Below are 20,143 nucleotides of genomic sequence, written 5' to 3'. Positions count from 1 at the left end.
GGAGGGAACGAGGGGAAGTGAAACATCTCAGTACCCTCAGGAAGAGAAAACAACCGTGATTCCGGGAGTAGTGGCGAGCGAAACCGGATGAGGCCAAACCGTATGCGTGTGAGACCCGGCAGGGGTTGCGCATACGGGGTTGTGGGATCTCTCTTTCACAGTCTGCCGGCTGTGAGGCGAGTCAGAAACCGTTGATGTAGGCGAAGGACATGCGAAAGGTCCGGCGTAGAGGGTAAGACCCCCGTAGCTGAAACGTCAGCGGCTTGCTTGAGAGACACCCAAGTAGCACGGGGCCCGAGAAATCCCGTGTGAATCTGGCGGGACCACCCGCTAAGCCTAAATATTCCCTGGTGACCGATAGCGGATAGTACCGTGAGGGAATGGTGAAAAGTACCGCGGGAGCGGAGTGAAATAGTACCTGAAACCGTGTGCCTACAAGCCGTGGGAGCGTCGGACGTGCTTGCACGTCTCGTGACTGCGTGCCTTTTGAAGAATGAGCCTGCGAGTTTGCGGTGTGTTGCGAGGTTAACCCGTGTGGGGAAGCCGTAGCGAAAGCGAGTCCGAATAGGGCGATTCAGTAGCGCGCTCAAGACCCGAAGCGGAGTGATCTAGCCATGGGCAGGTTGAAGCGGAGGTAAGACTTCGTGGAGGACCGAACCCACCAGGGTTGAAAACCTGGGGGATGACCTGTGGTTAGGGGTGAAAGGCCAATCAAACTCCGTGATAGCTGGTTCTCCCCGAAATGCATTTAGGTGCAGCGTCGTGTGTTTCTTGCCGGAGGTAGAGCACTGGATAGGCGATGGGCCCTACCGGGTTACTGACCTTAGCCAAACTCCGAATGCCGGTAAGTGAGAGCACGGCAGTGAGACTGTGGGGGATAAGCTCCATGGTCGAGAGGGAAACAGCCCAGAGCATCGACTAAGGCCCCTAAGCGTACGCTAAGTGGGAAAGGATGTGGAGTCGCAGAGACAACCAGGAGGTTGGCTTAGAAGCAGCCACCCTTGAAAGAGTGCGTAATAGCTCACTGGTCAAGTGATTCCGCGCCGACAATGTAGCGGGGCTCAAGCGTACCGCCGAAGTCGTGTCATTGCAGTACATACCCCCAACGGGGACTGTGATGGGTAGGGGAGCGTCGTGTGCCGGGTGAAGCAGCCGCGGAAGCGAGTTGTGGACGGTTCACGAGTGAGAATGCAGGCATGAGTAGCGATACACACGTGAGAAACGTGTGCGCCGATTGACTAAGGGTTCCTGGGTCAAGCTGATCTGCCCAGGGTAAGTCGGGACCTAAGGCGAGGCCGACAGGCGTAGTCGATGGACAACCGGTTGATATTCCGGTACCCGCTTTGAAACGCCCAATATCGAGCCCATTAATGCTAAGGCCGTGAAGCCGCCCCGGAGCCTTCGGGCAAAGGGGAGTGGTGGAGCCGCCGACCCAAGGTGGTAGTAGGTAAGCGATGGGGTGACGCAGGAAGGTAGTCCAGCCCGGGCGGTGGTTGTCCCGGGGTAAGGGTGTAGGGCGCTGTCTAGGCAAATCCGGACAGCACATAGCCTGAGACCTGATGCCGAGCCGATTGTGGTGAAGTGGATGATCCTATGCTGTCGAGAAAAGCCTCTAGCGAGTTTCATGGCGGCCCGTACCCTAAACCGACTCAGGTGGTCAGGTAGAGAATACCGAGGCGTTCGGGTGAACTATGGTTAAGGAACTCGGCAAAATGCCCCCGTAACTTCGGGAGAAGGGGGGCCATCACCGGTGATGAGTCTTGCACTCTGAGCTGGGGGTGGCCGCAGAGACCAGCGAGAAGCGACTGTTTACTAAAAACACAGGTCCGTGCGAAGCCGTAAGGCGATGTATACGGACTGACGCCTGCCCGGTGCTGGAACGTTAAGGGGACCGGTTAGCTCTGTTTCGACAGGGCGAAGCTGAGAACTTAAGCGCCAGTAAACGGCGGTGGTAACTATAACCATCCTAAGGTAGCGAAATTCCTTGTCGGGTAAGTTCCGACCTGCACGAATGGCGTAACGACTTCTCGACTGTCTCAACCATAGGCCCGGTGAAATTGCACTACGAGTAAAGATGCTCGTTTCGCGCAGAAGGACGGAAAGACCCCGGGACCTTTACTACAGTTTGATATTGGTGTTCGGTTCGGCTTGTGTAGGATAGGTGGGAGACTTTGAAGCGGCCACGCCAGTGGTTGTGGAGTCGCCGTTGAAATACCACTCTGGTCGTGCTGGATGTCTAACCTCGGTCCGTGATCCGGATCAGGGACAGTGTCTGATGGGTAGTTTAACTGGGGCGGTTGCCTCCCAAAGGGTAACGGAGGCGCCCAAAGGTTCCCTCAGCCTGGTTGGCAATCAGGTGTTGAGTGTAAGTGCACAAGGGAGCTTGACTGTGAGACCGACGGGTCGAGCAGGGACGAAAGTCGGGACTAGTGATCCGGCGGTGGCTTGTGGAAGCGCCGTCGCTCAACGGATAAAAGGTACCCCGGGGATAACAGGCTGATCTTCCCCAAGAGTCCATATCGACGGGATGGTTTGGCACCTCGATGTCGGCTCGTCGCATCCTGGGGCTGGAGTCGGTCCCAAGGGTTGGGCTGTTCGCCCATTAAAGCGGTACGCGAGCTGGGTTTAGAACGTCGTGAGACAGTTCGGTCCCTATCCTCTGTGCGCGCAGGAATATTGAGAAGGGCTGTCCCTAGTACGAGAGGACCGGGACGGACGAACCTCTGGTGTGCCAGTTGTTCTGCCAAGGGCATGGCTGGTTGGCTACGTTCGGGAGGGATAACCGCTGAAAGCATCTAAGCGGGAAGCCTGCTTCGAGATGAGTATTCCCACCTCCTTGAGAGGGTAAGGCTCCCAGTAGACGACTGGGTTGATAGGCCGGATGTGGAAGCCCAGTAATGGGTGGAGCTGACCGGTACTAATAGGCCGAGGGCTTGTCCTCAGTTGCTCGCGTCCACTGTGTTAGTTCTGAAGTAACGAACACGCCCCCCTACGGGTGGTGCGGCGGTTCAACTTCATAGTGTTTCGGTGGTCATAGCGTTAGGGAAACGCCCGGTTACATTCCGAACCCGGAAGCTAAGCCTTTCAGCGCCGATGGTACTGCAGGGGGGACCCTGTGGGAGAGTAGGACGCCGCCGAACAATTTTTAGCCTCAACCCCTGGACCTGGTCCGGGGGTTGAGGCATTTTTGCGTTCAGGGGCAGGCCGCCGGTACCCCCTGTGCACGCCCCCGCGGCACCTGCCGGTAAGGTCAGTGGGCATCGTTGGCTCATTTCCCACAGGAGGCCCCCGGGTGGAGGTCCAGGAGACTCGCGTTCAGACGGACCGGGTCCTCACCATCCCCAACATCCTCAGCATGGCGCGTCTCGTCGGCGTGCCGCTGTTCCTGTGGCTGATTCTCCGCCCCGTGTTCGGCGGACCCAACAGCGACGGCTGGGCGTTGCTGGTACTCGCGCTGAGCGGGATCAGCGACTATCTCGACGGGAAGCTGGCCCGCCGCTGGAACCAGATCAGCAACCTCGGCCGGTTGCTCGACCCCGCCGCGGACCGTCTGTACATCCTTTCCACGCTGATCGGACTCACCTGGCGGGAGATCCTTCCGCTCTGGCTGACCCTCGTGCTTTTGGCCCGTGAGGGCATGCTGCTGGTGATGGTGGCTATCCTCCGTCGGCACGGCTATCCTCCGCCGCAGGTGAACTTCCTCGGAAAGGCCGCCACCTTCAACCTGATGTACGCGTTTCCGCTGCTGCTCCTCAGTGACGGAGACACCTGGATTGCGTCACTCGCCGAAGTTTTCGGGTGGGCCTTCGCAGGATGGGGTACAACTCTCTATTGGTGGGCAGGGATCCTGTACGTGGTCCAGGTCCGCCGTCTCGTGAAGGCGGACATCAAGGCCGATTGAGCCCGTCTGTCCCGTGCCGTGCAGTGTCGCCGGTACGTCGCTGACGCAAGAGGGCCACCGAGCGGATGGGTGAAGTCGGCTAGACCGTCGTCTCTCAAGGAGGACGCTTCCGACATGAAGGCCGTCGTGATGGCTGGTGGCGAAGGCACTCGACTTCGCCCGATGACCTCGAGCATGCCCAAACCGCTTCTGCCGGTGGCCAACCGGCCGATCATGGAGCATGTGCTGCGCCTGCTCAAGCGGCACGGTCTCACCGAGACCGTTGTCACCGTGCAGTTCCTCGCCTCCCTCGTCAGGAATTACTTCGGCGACGGCGAGGACCTCGGAATGGAGCTCACGTACGCCAATGAGGAAAAGCCACTCGGTACCGCCGGGAGCGTGAAGAACGCCGAGGAGGCATTGAAGGACGATGCCTTCCTCGTCATCTCCGGAGACGCGCTCACCGACTTCGACCTCTCCGATCTGATCGCCTTCCACAAGGAGAAGGGCGCGCTGGTCACCGTCTGTCTGACGCGTGTGCCGAACCCGCTGGAATTCGGGATCACGATCGTCGACGAGGAAGGAAAGGTCGACCGTTTCCTGGAGAAGCCGACCTGGGGACAGGTCTTCTCGGACACGGTGAACACCGGTATCTACGTCATGGAGCCGGAGGTCTTCGACTATGTGAAGGCCGATGTTCCGGTGGACTGGTCCGGGGATGTCTTCCCCCAGCTGATGAAGGAGGGCAAGCCGGTCTACGGCTATGTCGCCGAAGGCTACTGGGAGGACGTCGGCACCCACGAGAGCTACGTCAAGGCACAGGCAGACGTGCTCGAGGGCAAGGTTCAGGTCGAACTCGACGGCTTCGAGATCTCGCCCGGGGTATGGGTCGCCGAAGGGGCCGAGGTGCACCCGGAGGCGGTGCTGCGCGGGCCGCTGTACATCGGGGACTACGCCAAGGTCGAGGCCGGCGCGGAGATCCGCGAGCACACCGTCGTCGGCTCCAACGTGGTCGTGAAGTCGGGCGCCTTCCTGCACAAGGCCGTCGTCCACGACAACGTGTATGTGGGCCAGCAGAGCAATCTGCGCGGCTGTGTCATCGGCAAGAACACCGACATCATGCGGGCGGCCCGGATCGAGGACGGGGCGGTCATCGGCGACGAGTGCCTCATCGGTGAGGAATCGATTGTCCAGGGGAACGTGCGCGTCTACCCCTTCAAGACGATCGAGGCCGGCGCCTTCGTCAACACCTCCGTGATCTGGGAGTCCCGCGGCCAGGCGCATCTGTTCGGTGCGCGCGGTGTCTCCGGAATCCTCAACGTGGAGATCACGCCGGAGCTGGCCGTGCGGCTGGCGGGGGCGTACGCGACGACGCTGAAGAAGGGCGCGACGGTCACGACCGCCCGCGACCACTCCCGTGGCGCGCGGGCCCTGAAGCGGGCGGTGATCTCGGCGCTGCAGGCCAGCGCCATCGACGTACGCGACCTGGAGAACGTGCCGCTGCCGGTGGCGCGGCAGCAGACGGCGCGCGGCAGTGCCGGCGGGATCATGGTCCGGACCTCGCCGGGTGTGCCCGACTCCGTGGACATCATGTTCTTCGACGAGCGCGGGGCGGACCTCTCACAGGCCGGGCAGCGCAAGCTGGACCGGGTGTACGCGCGTCAGGAGTACCGACGGGCGTTCCCGGGCGAGATCGGCGACCTGTCGTTCCCGTCGAGCGTCTTCGACTCCTACACCGGTGCGCTGCTGAGGCAGGTGGACACCTCCGGGATCGCGGAGGCGGGGCTGAAGGTCGTGGTGGACGCGTCCAACGGCAGTGCGGGCCTGGTTCTGCCGAGCCTGCTCGGCCGGCTGCAGGTGGATTCACTGACGATCAACCCGGGGCTCGACGAGTCGCGGCCCACGGAGTCCGTGCAGACGCGGCGGGCCGGTCTGGTGCGGCTCGGGGAGATCGTGGCGTCGGCGCGGGCGGCGTTCGGGGTGCGCTTCGACCCGGTGGGCGAGCGGCTGTCGCTGGTGGACGAGCGGGGCCGGATCATCGAGGACGACCGGTCGCTCCTGGTGATGCTGGACCTGGTGGCCGCGGAGCGGAGGTCGGGGCGGGTGGCGCTGCCGGTCACCACGACGCGGATCGCCGAGCAGGTGGCGGCGTACCACGGGACGCAGGTGGAGTGGACGACGACGTCGCCGGACGATCTGACGCGGGTCGGCCGCGAGGAGTCGACGATCTTCGGCGGGGACGGGCGCGGCGGGTTCATCGTGCCGGAGTTCAGCAGCGTCTTCGACGGTGCGGCCGCGTTCGTACGGCTGATCGGTCTGGTGGCGCGGACGCAGCTCACGCTGAGCCAGATCGACGCGCGGATCCCGAGGGCCCATGTGATCAAGCGGGACGTGGCGACGCCGTGGGCGGTGAAGGGCCTGGTCATGCGCCGGGTGGTGGAGGCGGCGGGCGACCGGTCCGTGGACACCACCGACGGTGTACGGGTGGTGGAGGCGGACGGGCGCTGGGTGATGGTGCTGCCCGACCCGGCCGAGGCCGTCACCCATCTGTGGGCCGAGGGGCCCGACGACACCTCCGCGCAGGCCCTGCTCGACGAGTGGTGCGCCGTCGTGGAGGGCGCCGGGCGATGACCCGGTGACGGGTGTGCCGGGCGGTGTCCGAATCGGGCACGCCCGGCACTTCGGTGGGGCCATTCGGCGGTAGCCGTCGCGACGTGCGACGATGTGCGGCATGTCGCAGCAGCCCCCCGTTCGGAGCACAGGCACCCCGCCTCCGCGTCCCGACGCGTCCATGTCGCTGCTGAACAACGTGATGGACCATGCCCTGGACGACGGCTACGCCGAGGCGACCGCCCGGCGCGCCGCCCGGGGCGAGGGGCTGCCGCGGCCGCTGCGGGCCAAGCTGGGCCTGGCCGCCGGACTGGTGCTCGCGGCCGCGGTCGTCACGCTGGGTGCGGCGCAGGCGCGGGAGGCGGCGCCGATCGTGGCGAAGGAACGCGAGGAGCTGATCGACCGGATCGACTCCGAGACGGCCGCCGCGGACACGCTGGAGCAGGACGTCGAGAAGATCCGCCGAGAGGTGGGGGAGCGGCAGCGCAAGGCCCTGGAGCAGCACGGCGGCGACCAGGCGGAGCTGGTGGCTCTGCTGTCGGGCGCGACGCCGGTGCACGGGCCGGGCGTGAAGCTGGTCGTGGACGACGCGAAAGGCGCCGCGGACGGCGGTGGCGGGCCGCGGGAGAGCAGCGGCTTCGCCGATACCGGGCGGGTGCGGGACCGGGACATGCAGCGGGTGGTGAACGGGCTGTGGCAGTCCGGCGCCGAGGCCGTGTCGATCAACGGCCAGCGGCTGACCTCCCTGTCGGCGATCCGTGCCGCGGGTGACGCCATACTGGTCGACAACCGTCCGCTGGTGCCTCCGTACACCGTGCTGGCGGTGGGGGACGGGCGGCGCCTGAGCACCGCCTTCCAGGACAGCGCCGACGGCCAGTACCTGCATGTGCTCCAGGAGAACTTCGGGATCCGCAGCAGCATCTCGGTAGAGGACGAGGTGCGCCTGCCGGCCGCGCCGAGCCTGATCGTACGTACAGCCGAGCCGAGGGGCGCCGGGGCGGGGAAGCCCACCGGGGAGTCCACGGCCGACAAGGGGAAGGGCACATCGTGATCGCCGTACTGGGCCTCGTCGTGGGAGTGGTGGTCGGACTGTTGGTCCGGCCCGAGGTGCCTGCGGTGGTCGAGCCCTATCTCCCCATCGCCGTGGTCGCCGCCCTGGACGCGGTGTTCGGCGGGCTGCGGGCCATGCTGGACGGGATCTTCGTCGACAAGGTCTTCGTGGTGTCCTTCCTGTCGAACGTGGTGGTGGCCGCGCTGATCGTGTTCCTGGGCGACAAGCTGGGCGTGGGCGCGCAGCTGTCGACGGGTGTGGTGGTCGTGCTCGGTATCCGGATCTTCTCCAACGCGGCCGCCATCCGGCGGCACGTGTTCCGGGCGTGAGGCCGATGAGCACCGAGGAGAACCCTCAGGGGAAGCCGGAGGAGACGCCGGCGCCGGACGCCGCGGCGGAGGCGAAGCCCGCCGGCGGGACGCAGCCTGCCGCCGGGACGCCGGCCGAGCCGGAGCAGACCGGTCGGCAGCGGCTGGCCGCGGGGCTGTGGCCGCCGCGCTTCAGCCGGGCCCAACTCGTCGTCGCCCTGCTGCTGTTCGTGCTCGGTCTGGGTCTGGCCATCCAGGTCCGCTCGACCAGTGACAACAGCGCGCTGCGCGGCGCCCGCCAGGAGGACCTGGTGCGGATCCTGGACGAGCTCGACGACCGTACGCAGCGCCTCGAGGACGAGAAGACCCGTCTGGAGAGCCAGCGCCGGGAGTTGGAGAGCAGCTCCGACCAGGCGGAGGAGGCCCGCAAGCAGACGCGGGAGAAGGAGCGGCAGCTCGGCATCCTGGCCGGTACGGTCGCGGCCGAGGGGCCGGGGATCACGCTGACGGTCACGGACGGCGCGGGCGCTGTGGAGTCGGACATGCTGCTCGACGCGATCCAGGAGCTGCGTGCGGCGGGCGCCGAGGCGATCCAGGTGAACGACGTCCGGGTCGTCGCGGACAGCTACTTCTCGGGTGGCGAGGGCGCCATAGAGGTCGACGGCAAGAAGATCACCGCTCCGTACGTCTTCAAGGTGATCGGCAAGCCCGAGGATCTCGAACCGGCGCTGAACATCCCCGGCGGTGTGGTGCAGACGCTGGAGAAGGAGCAGGCCACCGCCTCGGTGACCCGCTCCAGCAAGATCGTTGTCGATGCGTTGCGACCTGCGGAGCGCCCTGACTACGCTCGGTCGTCGTCGCAGTGAGGCGGGGGTACATGGGGGAAGCGGGACAAGGGCGTGACGTTGCGGGGGGTCGCCGCAGGCAACTCCCGGTGCGTGGTGGAAACTGTCCGGAGGTCACGGACGTTGTGAAGGTGTCCGGGTCGGCACGAGAGTCGATCCAGGGTTCGTCCTGCCCCACGGGCGGGTCTGTTTCGGTCAAGGGGAATCGCCCGTGAAGTTGTTTGCGAAGTTGTTCGGCAAGAGCGCACGCGAGGACGGCGGCAACGCCAAGCACCGCGCGCCGCGCCAGGCCCAGAGCGAGGAACAGCAGGCCGAGCGGCCGCTCTTCCGCGACGAGGTCGGCGGGCAGGGCGGTGACATTCCGGGCGGACAGGGCGCGTCTTCTGTTGACCCTGCCGGTCCCGGCCGCATAGGTTTCGGAGAATCATCAACCTCAAGTGCGGGTGGAGGGTTTGCCCCCGACCCGTATGCGACCCACGCCTCCGCGGGGCAGCCGCGGCAGGAGGATGCGTCCATGCCGGTGTGTACGAGGTGCGGCCACCGCAACGCCGCGGACAGTCGGTTCTGCTCCAACTGTGGCGCGCCGCTGCGCGGTGGGGCCCCGGCGGAGCGCGCGTCGGAGACGACGTCCACGATCTCCATCTCGGGCATCGAGGCGTACGAGGCGGAGGCCACCGGCCAGACCGCGCTGCCGTCGCTGTCGCCCGAGGCGCAGGCCGCGGTCGACGCGCTGCCGGCCGGTTCGGCGCTGCTCGTGGTGCGCCGCGGGCCGAACTCGGGCAGCCGTTTCCTGCTGGACGGCGAGCTGACCACGGCCGGCCGCCACCCGCAGAGCGACATCTTCCTGGACGACATCACGGTGTCGCGCCACCACGTGGAGTTCCGTCGCCAGCCCGACGGCGGATTCACGGTGAGCGACGTCGGCAGCCTCAACGGCACCTACCTCAACCGTGAGCCGATCGATTCCGCGGTCCGGCTCAACAACGGTGACGAGGTCCAGATCGGCAAGTACCGGCTGGTGTTCTACTCCAGCCAGCGGGGCGTCTGACCGCTCCGGGCAGCCTTCAGGGAAGGTCCATGGTGCGAACAGCGACGGGCGGTGCCGGTACCGGCACCGCCACCGCCGGGGAGCGGATGGTGAGCATCGGGGCGGTGCTCGGCCAGCTGCGCGACGAGTTTCCCGAAGTGACCATCTCGAAGATCCGGTTCCTGGAGGCCGAGGGGCTGGTCGAGCCGCAGCGCACGGCCTCCGGTTACCGCAAGTTCAGTCCGCAGGACGTGGAGCGGCTCGCCCAGATCCTGCGGATGCAGCGGGACCACTACCTGCCGCTGAAAGTGATCCGCGAGCATCTGGACGCCCTCGCCCGCGGTGAGCAGGTCCGGCTGCCGGCGCCGGGCGGGCAGCGCGACCTCCTCGAGGGGGCCTGGGATCCGGAGCAGGACCGTCCGACGGCGGCCCGGATCGGCCGGGCCGAGCTGCTCGCCGCCGCCGAGGTGACCGAGGCGGAGCTGGCCGAGTGGGAGTCGTACGGGCTCCTGGCCGCCGGTCCGGACGGCGGGTACGACGCGGAGGCCGTCAACGTCGCCAGACTTGTCGCGGATCTGGGGAGATTCGGTCTGGAACCTCGGCACCTGCGGGCGGTGAAGGCGGCCGCGGATCGCGAGGCCGGTCTGGTCGAGCAGATGGTCGCCCCGCTGCGGCGGCACCGGAATCCGCAGACCAGGGCGCATGCCGAGGCGACCGCGCGTGAACTGGCGGGCCTTTCCGTACGGCTGCACGCCGCGCTGGTCCAGACCGCTCTGGGGCTCCGCCTGCAGTGATCTTGCCCGGGCCCGACTATCCAAACCGGTCGGGCACGGCCTAGGGTTGCTGTGTGAACGAGCTCGACGTTGTGGGTGTCCGGGTGGAAATGCCCTCCAACCAGCCGATCGTGCTCCTGCGTGAAGTGGGAGGCGACCGGTACCTTCCCATCTGGATCGGCCCCGGTGAGGCGACCGCGATCGCCTTCGCCCAGCAGGGCATGGCCCCTGCCAGGCCGCTGACGCACGACCTGTTCAAGGACGTCCTCGAGGCCGTGGGCCAGGAGCTCACGGAGGTGCGGATCACCGATCTCCGCGAGGGCGTGTTCTACGCGGAGCTGGTCTTCGCCAGCGGTGTCGAGGTGAGCGCCCGGCCGTCCGACGCGATAGCGCTGGCGCTGCGCACCGGGACCCCGATCTACGGCAGCGACGGCGTCCTCGACGACGCCGGTATCGCCATTCCGGACGAACAGGAGGACGAGGTGGAGAAGTTCCGCGAGTTCCTCGACCAGATCTCCCCCGAGGACTTCGGAACCAACAGCCAGTGACCCTCGTGGCGCCGGTGCGCTCAGCGCATTCGAGTAGCCTTTCCCGCAGAGAGACACGGGAAACCACTCTCAGGGTGATTATCACTCGGCGTGCCGAGTGTGGCGATCGTTGACGCACCCCGAGTGACTGCCTACCGTCGAGTGGGCAGGTCAAGGACGGAGGGTCGGCGTGATGAGCAGCGGCGACGGCACGGCAGGGGGCGCTCTCGGACGCACTCCGGGAGAGAGTGGGCTGTACCCGCTCCAGAGCGGCACGGCGGACGTGCCCTCCGACGCCGGCACCGAAAGCATCGGCTATCGCGGGCCCACGGCCTGCGCCGCCGCGGGCATCACCTACCGGCAGCTCGACTACTGGGCCCGTACCGGCCTGGTCGAGCCCAGCGTCCGGCCCGCGTACGGCTCCGGGACGCAGCGCCTCTACAGCTTCCGCGACGTCGTCGTGCTGAAGATCGTCAAGCGGTTCCTGGACACCGGTGTCGCCCTGCAGAACATCCGCGCCGCCGTGCAGCACCTGCGCGCCCGCGGGTTCCAGGACCTGGAGCGCATGACGCTGATGAGCGACGGCGCGACGGTGTACGAGTGCTCCTCGCCCGACGAGGTGGTGGACCTGCTCAAGGGCGGTCAGGGTGTCTTCGGCATCGCGGTCGGCGTGGTGTGGCGGGACGTCCAGGCGGCGCTGTCGCAGCTGCACGGCGAGCGGGTCGACACCGGGGAGACGCTGATCGGCCACAACCCCGGCGACGAGCTGGCGGCCCGGCGGCGACGCGACAAGGCCGTCTGAGACGCGACAGGACCGTCCGAGAAGCGACAAGGCCGTCCGAGACGGCGACACGCTGACGGACTCGCACGCCAGTGCGGGTCCGTTGTCAGTGCCGTAGGGCAGCATCGGACCTGTGAGAGCCGCGCCGACGATCCTGCATCTGGACATGGATGCGTTCTTCGCCGCCGCCGAGCAGGCGGCGAAGCCGAGCCTGCGCGGGAAGCCCGTCGTGGTCGGCGGGCTCGGCCCGCGCGGGGTCGTCGCCACCGCCTCGTACGAGGCCCGGCGCTTCGGGGTGCACTCCGCGATGCCGACGGCGCAGGCGCGCCGGCTCGCGCCCAACGCGGCCTATCTGTACCCGCGATTCGCGCTGTACAAGGCGGTCAGCGAGCAGGTCATGGAGCTGCTCGGGCGGCTGTCCCCGCTGGTCGAGCCGCTGAGCCTGGACGAGGCCTTCGTGGACCTCGAGGCGGGGGGTGTGGCCTGGGACTCGGCGAGTGCGCGGGAGGCCGGTGAGCGGCTGCGCAGGGACATTCTCGGCACCACGGGGCTGACGGGGTCGGTGGGGCTCGCGGGGTCGAAGATGCTCGCCAAGATCGCCTCGGAGGAGGCCAAGCCCGACGGTCTGGTGCTGATCGAGCCGGGCACCGAGCGGGAGCTGCTCGGGCCGAAGTCGGTGCGGATCATCCCCGGCGTCGGGCCGGCCACCGGAGAGCATCTGCGGCGGGCCGGGATGACCACGGTCGCGGATCTCGCGGCGGCCGGCGAGGACGAGCTCGTACGGCTGCTGGGGCGGGCGCACGGCTCGTCGCTGCACCGCATGGCCCTGGGGTACGACGACCGGCCCGTGGTGGCGGAGCGGGACGCCAAGTCGGTGTCCGTGGAGGACACCTTCGACGTGGACCTGCACGACCGGTTGCGGATCCGGATCGAGGTGGAGCGGCTCGCCGAGCGCTGCGTGGGGAGGCTGCGGGCCTCCGGTCACTCGGGGCGGACGATCGTCCTGAAGGTGCGCCGCTTCGACTTCTCGACGCTGACCCGCTCCGAGACCCTGCGCGGGCCGACGGACGACCTCGGCGTGGTCCGGGAGGCCGCCGCCCGGCTCCTCGAGGGCGTGGACACCACCGGCGGGGTACGGCTGCTCGGGGTCGGTGTCAGCGGGCTCGCCGACTACACGCAGGAGGACCTGTTCGCGCAGGCCGCGGAGGCCGCGGCTCCCGACCCCTCGGCCCCGGCCGAGGAGGGGCCCGTCGCCGCCGAGCCGTCCGAGTCGGAGCCGCCGCGCGAGCGCCACTGGTCTCCCGGCCAGGACCTCCGGCACGCCGTGTACGGCCCCGGCTGGGTGCAGGGCAGCGGCGTCGGCCGGGTCACGGTGCGCTTCGAGGAGCCCGGCTCCGCGCCCGGGCGCGTACGCACCTTCCAGGTCGACGATCCCGACCTGGAACCCGCCGACCCGCTGCCGCTGGTCCCGCGGAGCTAGCTGTCGTCCCGGCCCGCGAGGCGGCCGAAGTCGCGGTCCTCGTGGGTCGCGGGCGGCAGGGCGATGTTGTAGTGGCGGTAGAGCTGGATCTCCTGCTCCGGCGAGAGGTGCCGGCCGACGCCGAAGTCCGGGGCCTCCTTGATCAGGGACCGTTCGTACGGCACGTGGAGGCCGTCCGAGGCCAGCTCGCTGTTCTCCAGGGGGACGAACGCGTCACGGCTGAACAGGCCGGTGCGGAGGGCGGCCCACTCGGGGACTCCGGTCGCGTCGTCCAGGTACACCTCGTCCACGGTGCCGATCTTGGCCCCGTTGCGGTCGTACGCCTTGCGGCCGATCAGGCTGCGCGGATCGATATCGGTCTGCACGGTCCCTCCAGATGGTCGCAACTGCTCTCCAACCCCTACGAAAGTGCACAACAGAGATATCGGCCACTTGAGCGATCTGGAGGCGCAAGGGCGCTGGTAGGCTGGCTGTGGCTGTCGACCCCGCGCGGGAGAGTCCTCCGGAGACTTCCGGAGGCGCCGAAGGAGCAAATCCTCCCCGGAATCTCTCAGGCCCCCGTACCGCGCGGACGAGGTCACTCTGGAAAGCAGAGCGGTAGTCCCACGGCATCCGCTCTCACCGACGGTGAAAGCCGGCCTGCTCCCATGCGCGCCGGTGAAGCTCTCAGGTTGAGATGACAGAGGGGGAGGCCGTCCGGGCACCTGCGCCGTGGTGCCCCTTCAGGGTCGTGACGACCAGGAGGCCTCCGCAATGACCGCCAACCGCACCCCGCTCTCCGCACTCGAACAGGGCATCCCCTTCGAGGCGCGGCACATCGGGCCGGACGCCGAAGCCCGCGCCAAGATGCTCGCGCAGGTCGGCTACGGCTCCCTCGACGAGCTCACCGCCGCCGCGGTGCCGGACGTGATCAAGAGCGCCGAGGCCCTGGGCCTGCCGGCCGCCCGCACCGAGGCGGACGTGCTCGCCGAGCTGCGCACGCTCGCCGACCGCAACCAGATCCTCGCGCCGATGATCGGCCTCGGCTACTACGGCACCTTCACCCCGCCGGTCATCCTGCGCAACGTCATGGAGAACCCGGCCTGGTACACCGCGTACACGCCGTACCAGCCGGAGATCTCGCAGGGCCGCCTGGAGGCGTTGCTCAACTTCCAGACCGTGGTCGCCGACCTCACCGGCCTGCCCACCTCCGGCGCCTCGCTGCTCGACGAGGGCACCGCCGCCGCCGAGGCCATGTCGCTCTCCCGCCGGGTCGGCAAGGTCAAGAACGGCGTGTACGTCGTCGACGCCGACGCGCTGCCGCAGACCATCGCCGTCATCGAGACCCGTGCCGAGCCGACCGGCGTCGAGGTCGTCGTCGCCGACCTGTCCGCCGGTATCCCCGCCGAGCTCGCCGAGCGCGGCGTCTTCGGCGTGCTGCTGCAGTACCCGGGCGCCTCCGGCGCGGTCCGCGACATCAAGCCGGTCATCGACCAGGCCCACGAGCTCGGCGCGATCGTCACCGTCGCCGCCGACCTGCTCGCCCTCACGCTGCTGGCCTCCCCGGGCTCCCTCGGCGCCGACATCGCCGTCGGCACCACCCAGCGCTTCGGCGTCCCGATGGGCTTCGGCGGCCCGCACGCCGGCTACATGGCCGTCCAGGACAAGCACGCCCGCTCGCTGCCCGGCCGCCTGGTCGGCGTCTCCGTCGACGCCGACGGCAACAAGGCGTACCGCCTCGCCCTGCAGACCCGCGAGCAGCACATCCGCCGCGAGAAGGCCACCAGCAACATCTGTACCGCGCAGGTGCTGCTCGCCGTCATGGCCGGCATGTACGCCGTCTACCACGGCCCCGACGGCCTGAAGACGATCGCGCAGCGCACCCACCGCTACGCCGCGATCCTCGCCGCCGGTCTGCGCGCCGGCGGCGTGCAGCTCACCCAGGGCGCCTTCTTCGACACCCTCACCGCCCGTGTCCCCGGCAAGGCCGACGAGATCGTCGCCGCCGCCCGCGCGGCCGGCGTCAACCTGTACCGCGTCGACGCCGACCACGTGTCGATGTCCTGCGACGAGACCACCGGCCGCGAGCAGCTCGCCGCCGTCTGGTCCGCCTTCGGCGTGACCGCCGACGTGGAGGCCCTCGACGCCGCCACCGAGGACGCGCTGCCGGCCGACGGCCTGCGCTCCGACACGTACCTGACCCACCCGGTCTTCCACGCGCACCGCTCCGAGACCGCGATGCTGCGCTACCTGCGCAAGCTCGCCGACCGCGACTACGCGCTCGACCGCGGCATGATCCCGCTCGGCTCCTGCACCATGAAGCTGAACGCGACCACCGAGATGGAGCCGGTGACCTGGCCCGAGTTCGGCCAGATCCACCCGTTCGCGCCGATCGAGCAGGCGCAGGGCTACGTCACGCTCATCACCGAGCTGGAGGAGCGCCTCGCCGAGGTCACCGGCTACGACAAGGTGTCCATCCAGCCCAACGCCGGTTCCCAGGGCGAGCTGGCCGGTCTGCTCGCGGTCCGCGCGTACCACCGCGCCAACGGCGACGAGCAGCGCACCGTCTGCCTCATCCCGTCCTCCGCGCACGGCACCAACGCCGCCAGCGCCGTGATGGCCGGCATGAAGGTCGTCGTGGTCAAGACCGCCGACGACGGCGAGGTCGACGTCGAGGACCTGCGCGCCAAGATCGAGCAGTACCGCGACGAGCTGTCGGTGCTGATGATCACCTACCCGTCCACGCACGGTGTGTTCGAGGAGCACGTCGCCGACATCTGCGCCGCGGTGCACGACGCCGGCGGCCAGGTGTACGTCGACGGCGCCAACCTCAACGCGCTGGTCGGCCTCGCCAAGCCGGGCCACTTCGGCGGCGACGTCTCGCACCTGAACCTGCACAAGACCTTCTGCATCCCGCACGGCGGCGGCGGCCCCGGCGTCGGCCCGGTCGGCGTCCGCGCCCACCTCGCCCCGTACCTGCCGAACCACCCGCTGCAGCCGACGGCCGGCCCGGAGACGGGCGTCGGCCCGATCTCGGCCGCCCCGTGGGGCTCGGCCGGCATCCTGCCGATCTCCTGGGCGTACGTCCGGCTGATGGGCGGCGAGGGCCTCAAGCGCGCCACCCAGGTCGCGGTGCTCGCGGCGAACTACATCGCCAAGCGCCTGGAGCCGCACTACCCGGTGCTGTACACCGGTCCGGCCGGCCTCGTCGCGCACGAGTGCATCGTCGACATCCGTCCGCTGGCCAAGGCCACCGGCGTCAGCGTCGACGACATCGCCAAGCGCCTGATCGACTACGGCTTCCACGCGCCGACCATGTCGTTCCCGGTCGCCGGCACCCTGATGATCGAGCCGACCGAGTCCGAGGACCTGGCCGAGCTGGACCGGTTCTGCGACACGATGATCGCGATCCGCGCCGAGATCGAGAAGGTCGCCTCCGGCACGTGGCCGGCCGACGACAACCCGCTGGTCAACGCGCCGCACACGGCGGCCGCGCTGGGCGGCGAGTGGGACCACGCGTACAGCCGCGACGAGGCCGTCTTCCCGGCCGGCGTCTCCGCCGCGGACAAGTACTGGCCGCCGGTGCGCCGCATCGACGGTGCGTTCGGCGACCGGAACCTGGTCTGCTCCTGCCCGCCGCTGGACGAGTACGACGCCTGAGCATGAGTGAAGGGCCGGTCCGGAGGATCCTCTCCGGGCCGGCCCTTCGCCGTGTGCGGGTGGTGCTCAGGCCGCCTGCGCCACCTGACCCGTGGTCAGCGGCCGGTGCGGCGCGATGACCTGGCCGTCCGGCAGCAGCTCACCGGTGTCCTCGAAGAGCAGGACGCCGTTGCACAGCAGACTCCAGCCCTGTTCCGGGTGGTGCGCCACCGGGCGCGCCGCCTCCCGGTCGGCGGAGTCGGCGGTCGGACAGGCAGGCTGATGCTGGCACATGGATGGGTTCTTTCGCTGCGTGGTGGTGAGTGTCCTGCGGCTCGATGCGTTGTTCATGGCCGCCCCCGTGGTGAGTTCGTACGGTCCAGTGTTCCCCTACGGAAGGCGATCCGCAGGGATTTCACGGCAGCTCTTCCTACTAGAGAATGACGCATCACCCGCGCGGGCGGTTCAATCCAACTGCACGGCCCCTTCGGATGGTTCGGGATGGTCCCGGCGGGCTAGTCCGTACGGAGGGGGCCCCGTACGCCTGTGCTCAGGCGGCGGGGGCCGGTGAGCCGAACAGGGGTGTGGGAGCCAGTCGCAGGGTGAGGACCGGCAGCAGATCGGCGACCCGGTAGGGCCGGTGCGAGGCGATCCCGGGGGGTGCGGGCGCCAGTGGGATGAGCAGGTCGGCCGGGTCGGGGACCCCGTCGGCCCCGTCGGCCGCGGTGTCGCCGTGCAGCCAGAGCGTCAGCATGTACAGGTCCGGGACGGACAGCAGTCGCGGCTGGTACGTCCCGGGCAGCGACTCGGCCTGGACCAGGGCGCGTTCGGTGGCGGCGAGGTACGGCCCCTCGAAGAAGTGGGAGAAGGACCAGCCGTCGGGCGTGAGGACGGCGTCCCCGGCGGCCACGGCCCGTTCGGCGCCCCGGATCAGGAACCGCCAGCCGGTGAGCCGGGTGCGCGGCGGCTCGGCCGACGGGGTGACGTGATCGCGTACGTCCAACACGTGGACGGGCAGAGGCAGTTCGGGGCTCAGTGGTCCCTGGTGGGACCGCAGTGCGGGCGTGCGTGCCTCGCGGACGGCGGTGGGGGAACCGAGGGCCGTGAGGACAGTGCGCAGGGCCGGCGCAGGGGCCGGAGAAGGCTGGAGCATGGTGGGTCGCCTCTCGCTCAAGAGACAAGGGTGATGCGGGCAGACGCGGACGGACGGCGCTGTCGGCTGCGGGGCCGGGCCGGAAGCGGGACACGCGGGCATGACCGGGCGCCGACACTCTGCCTCGTCCGCGGAGTTTATACGACGGCTGTTCAGACATTGTTTCCGCTAGCCGTGCGCGATATTCCCGGCAAGGCCCGATCAGGTCTTGTTCTCCGGGGGATACGCCGGATTTCCGGCGAACGCACGTCCACGGCCTGCGAGTTCTCCGTAGGGACGGACGGCCGAATTGATTCGGTGCCGGTCCGAACCTGTCGTACTCGGCTTCGACGGAATATGCGTGATGCGTCGTGCCCGGGGTAAGTGCCGGTGGTTCGGCGTTACTCAGACTACCGGCCGATCGGCGGCCGCGCAGGCGTTATGGATCAGTCAGCTGGGCATTATCGTCCGTGACGCGAGCGACGGAGCCGTGGGCTGCCCACTCGAGGAGGGACCCTTCGATGGGGGAGAAGGTCGTGGCAGACGGGTTCGACCTGTCCGATCGACAGAAATACCGCAGGAAGTTGCAGCAGTGCCTGGCGGGACTGGCGCGGCTGCTGGCGGAGAAGAGGTTCGACCGGCCGCGCAATCTGATGGGCCTGGAGATCGAGCTCAATCTCGCGGGCGGCGACGGCCTGCCCCGGATGATGAATGCCGAGGTCCTCGACCGCATCGCCAGCCGTGATTTCCAAACGGAACTCGGCATGTTCAACCTCGAGGTCAACATCGCCCCGCACCGGCTCGGCGGCCGGGTCTTCGACCAGCTCGCGGAAGAACTCCGTGCCGGTCTGGGATATGCCGATCGCATGGCCAGGGAAGTGGACGCCGGCGTTCTCATGATCGGCATACTTCCGACGCTCGAGCACGCCGACATGGTCAGCGAGCATCTCTCCGCGGTCGACCGCTACATGCTCCTCAACGACCAGCTGGTGGCCGCCCGCGGCGAGGACTTCGCACTCGACATCGAAGGGGTGGAGCGGCTGCGCTGCACCTCCTCGTCGATCGCCTGCGAGGCGGCCTGCACCTCCGTGCAGCTGCACCTCCAGGTGACCCCGGCGCGGTTCGCCTCGGTGTGGAACGCGGCGCAGGCGGTGGCCGCGGTGCAGGTCGCCGTCGGGGCGAACGCGCCCTTCCTGTTCGGGCGCGAGCTGTGGCGCGAGTCCCGGCCCCCGCTGTTCCAGCAGGCCATCGACACCCGCCCGCCCGAGCTCAAGGCGCAGGGCGTGCGCCCGCGGACCTGGTTCGGGGAGCGGTGGGTGGACTCGGCGTACGACCTCTTCGAGGAGAACCTGCGCTGGTTCCCGCCGCTGCTGCCGCTGATGGACGAGGAGGACCCGCTCCGCGTCCTCGACCAGGGCGGCGTGCCCTCCCTGCAGGAGCTGGTGCTGCACAACGGCACGGTCTACCGGTGGAACCGCCCGGTGTACGGGGTCGTCGACGGCGTCCCGCACCTGCGGGTGGAGAACCGGGTGCTGCCGGCCGGGCCGACGGTCTCCGACGTGGTCGCCAACGCGGCCTTCTACTACGGGCTCGTGCGCGCGCTGGCCGACGAGCCGCGCCCGGTGTGGCGGCGGCTGCCGTTCGCGGACGCGGAGGCCAACTTCGACACGGCGTGCCGGTACGGGATCGACGCCGAGCTGCGCTGGCCGAGGCCCGGCCGCGGGGGCGGCGTCGCCACGGTGCCCGCGGTGAAGCTCGTACGCGACGAACTGCTGCCGCTCGCCGCGGCGGGTCTCGACGCCTGGCAGATCGACCCGGCCGACCGCGACCACTACCTCGGGATCATCGAGGAGCGCTGCCGGCTGCGGACCAACGGCGCTTCCTGGCAGGTCGACACGTTCCACCGGGGACTGGCGGCGGGGCTCGGCCGGCAGGCGGCGCTCGCCGCGACGACCCGCCGCTACACGGAGCTGATGCACACCGACGCACCGGTGCACACCTGGCCGGCGGGGTTGTAGCACAGGGACGCCGTTTACCCTGGCGGGGCTGGATGAGACCCGAGGGGTGAACGGCGTAGTGGAGGCACGTGTGCGGGCGGAGTCGGGTGCGGC

At 68.5% G+C, this 20,143-nt stretch carries 15 protein-coding genes, 2 rRNA genes and 1 riboswitch (1 of these 18 running past the window's edge); of the genes, 14 read left to right on the top strand and 3 right to left on the bottom strand.

What is annotated here, in order from left to right; genetic code table 11:
- The 12 genes from ABZO31_RS04340 to ABZO31_RS04285 all read left to right on the top strand — a co-directional run.
- Positions 1 to 2,941: ribosomal RNA gene (locus tag ABZO31_RS04340) — 23S ribosomal RNA — on the top strand (it extends 177 nt beyond the left edge of the window).
- Positions 2,942 to 3,023: 82 nt separating this feature from the next.
- A 5S ribosomal RNA gene (gene rrf, locus ABZO31_RS04335) occupies positions 3,024 to 3,140 on the top strand.
- Positions 3,141 to 3,292: 152 nt separating this feature from the next.
- Positions 3,293 to 3,901 (top strand): CDP-alcohol phosphatidyltransferase family protein, encoded by a 609-nt coding sequence (locus ABZO31_RS04330; RefSeq protein ID WP_406859606.1) that lies wholly within the window; start codon positions 3,293 to 3,295, stop codon positions 3,899 to 3,901.
- A 114-nt stretch (positions 3,902 to 4,015) separates the two neighbouring features.
- Positions 4,016 to 6,511, top strand: coding sequence for a sugar phosphate nucleotidyltransferase (locus ABZO31_RS04325; protein ID WP_406859605.1), 2,496 nt, complete (start codon positions 4,016 to 4,018; stop codon positions 6,509 to 6,511).
- Between the two features lie 100 nt (positions 6,512 to 6,611).
- Positions 6,612 to 7,541, top strand: a complete 930-nt coding sequence (locus tag ABZO31_RS04320) for a DUF881 domain-containing protein (RefSeq protein WP_406859604.1) — start codon at positions 6,612 to 6,614, stop codon at positions 7,539 to 7,541.
- Positions 7,538 to 7,870 carry a small basic family protein gene (locus ABZO31_RS04315; protein WP_003970459.1) on the top strand — a complete coding sequence of 111 codons (333 nt, stop codon included), beginning with the start codon at positions 7,538 to 7,540 and terminating at the stop codon, positions 7,868 to 7,870. The genes ABZO31_RS04320 and ABZO31_RS04315 overlap by 4 nt, the downstream gene beginning before the upstream one ends.
- A gap of 5 nt (positions 7,871 to 7,875) precedes the next feature.
- A complete protein-coding gene (locus ABZO31_RS04310) occupies positions 7,876 to 8,715 on the top strand; it encodes a DUF881 domain-containing protein (RefSeq protein WP_406859603.1) in 840 nt (279 codons plus the stop codon).
- Positions 8,716 to 8,797: 82 nt separating this feature from the next.
- Entirely contained in the window at positions 8,798 to 9,742 is a 945-nt protein-coding gene (locus tag ABZO31_RS04305) for an FHA domain-containing protein (RefSeq protein ID WP_406865250.1), read from the top strand.
- Positions 9,743 to 9,771: 29 nt separating this feature from the next.
- On the top strand, positions 9,772 to 10,515 hold the full coding sequence (locus ABZO31_RS04300) for a MerR family transcriptional regulator (RefSeq protein WP_406859602.1): 744 nt from the start codon (positions 9,772 to 9,774) through the stop codon (positions 10,513 to 10,515).
- Positions 10,516 to 10,568: 53 nt separating this feature from the next.
- A complete protein-coding gene (locus tag ABZO31_RS04295; protein ID WP_006123076.1) occupies positions 10,569 to 11,042 on the top strand; it encodes a bifunctional nuclease family protein in 474 nt (157 codons plus the stop codon).
- Positions 11,043 to 11,214: 172 nt separating this feature from the next.
- A complete protein-coding gene (locus tag ABZO31_RS04290) occupies positions 11,215 to 11,823 on the top strand; it encodes a MerR family transcriptional regulator (protein ID WP_406859601.1) in 609 nt (202 codons plus the stop codon).
- A gap of 112 nt (positions 11,824 to 11,935) precedes the next feature.
- Positions 11,936 to 13,282, top strand: a complete 1,347-nt coding sequence (locus ABZO31_RS04285) for a DNA polymerase IV (RefSeq protein WP_406859600.1) — start codon at positions 11,936 to 11,938, stop codon at positions 13,280 to 13,282.
- Here the strand turns inward: ABZO31_RS04285 and ABZO31_RS04280 are convergent.
- Entirely contained in the window at positions 13,279 to 13,647 is a 369-nt protein-coding gene (locus tag ABZO31_RS04280; RefSeq protein WP_406859599.1) for a PRC-barrel domain-containing protein, read from the bottom strand. The genes ABZO31_RS04285 and ABZO31_RS04280 overlap by 4 nt on opposite strands.
- 115 nt (positions 13,648 to 13,762) lie before the next feature.
- Positions 13,763 to 13,858: riboswitch (glycine riboswitch) on the top strand.
- Between the two features lie 177 nt (positions 13,859 to 14,035).
- Here ABZO31_RS04280 and gcvP point away from each other — a divergent pair.
- Positions 14,036 to 16,921, top strand: coding sequence for an aminomethyl-transferring glycine dehydrogenase (gcvP, locus tag ABZO31_RS04275; protein WP_406859598.1), 2,886 nt, complete (start codon positions 14,036 to 14,038; stop codon positions 16,919 to 16,921).
- Positions 16,922 to 16,987: 66 nt separating this feature from the next.
- Here the strand turns inward: gcvP and ABZO31_RS04270 are convergent, their stop codons facing one another.
- Positions 16,988 to 17,194, bottom strand: a complete 207-nt coding sequence (locus tag ABZO31_RS04270; protein WP_406859597.1) for a DUF5999 family protein — start codon at positions 17,192 to 17,194, stop codon at positions 16,988 to 16,990.
- A 256-nt stretch (positions 17,195 to 17,450) separates the two neighbouring features.
- Positions 17,451 to 18,053 carry a hypothetical protein gene (locus tag ABZO31_RS04265; RefSeq protein ID WP_406859596.1) on the bottom strand — a complete coding sequence of 201 codons (603 nt, stop codon included), beginning with the start codon at positions 18,051 to 18,053 and terminating at the stop codon, positions 17,451 to 17,453.
- A 500-nt stretch (positions 18,054 to 18,553) separates the two neighbouring features.
- Between ABZO31_RS04265 and ABZO31_RS04260 the strand changes: the two genes are divergently transcribed.
- On the top strand, positions 18,554 to 20,050 hold the full coding sequence (locus ABZO31_RS04260) for a glutamate--cysteine ligase (RefSeq protein WP_406859595.1): 1,497 nt from the start codon (positions 18,554 to 18,556) through the stop codon (positions 20,048 to 20,050).
- The last annotated feature ends 93 nt before the right edge of the window (positions 20,051 to 20,143 follow it).

The sequence above is a fragment of the Streptomyces solicamelliae genome (assembly GCF_045348655.1).
Taxonomy (GTDB): Bacteria; Actinomycetota; Actinomycetes; order Streptomycetales; family Streptomycetaceae; genus Streptomyces; species Streptomyces solicamelliae.
This window is presented reverse-complemented; position numbering and strand designations above follow the sequence as displayed.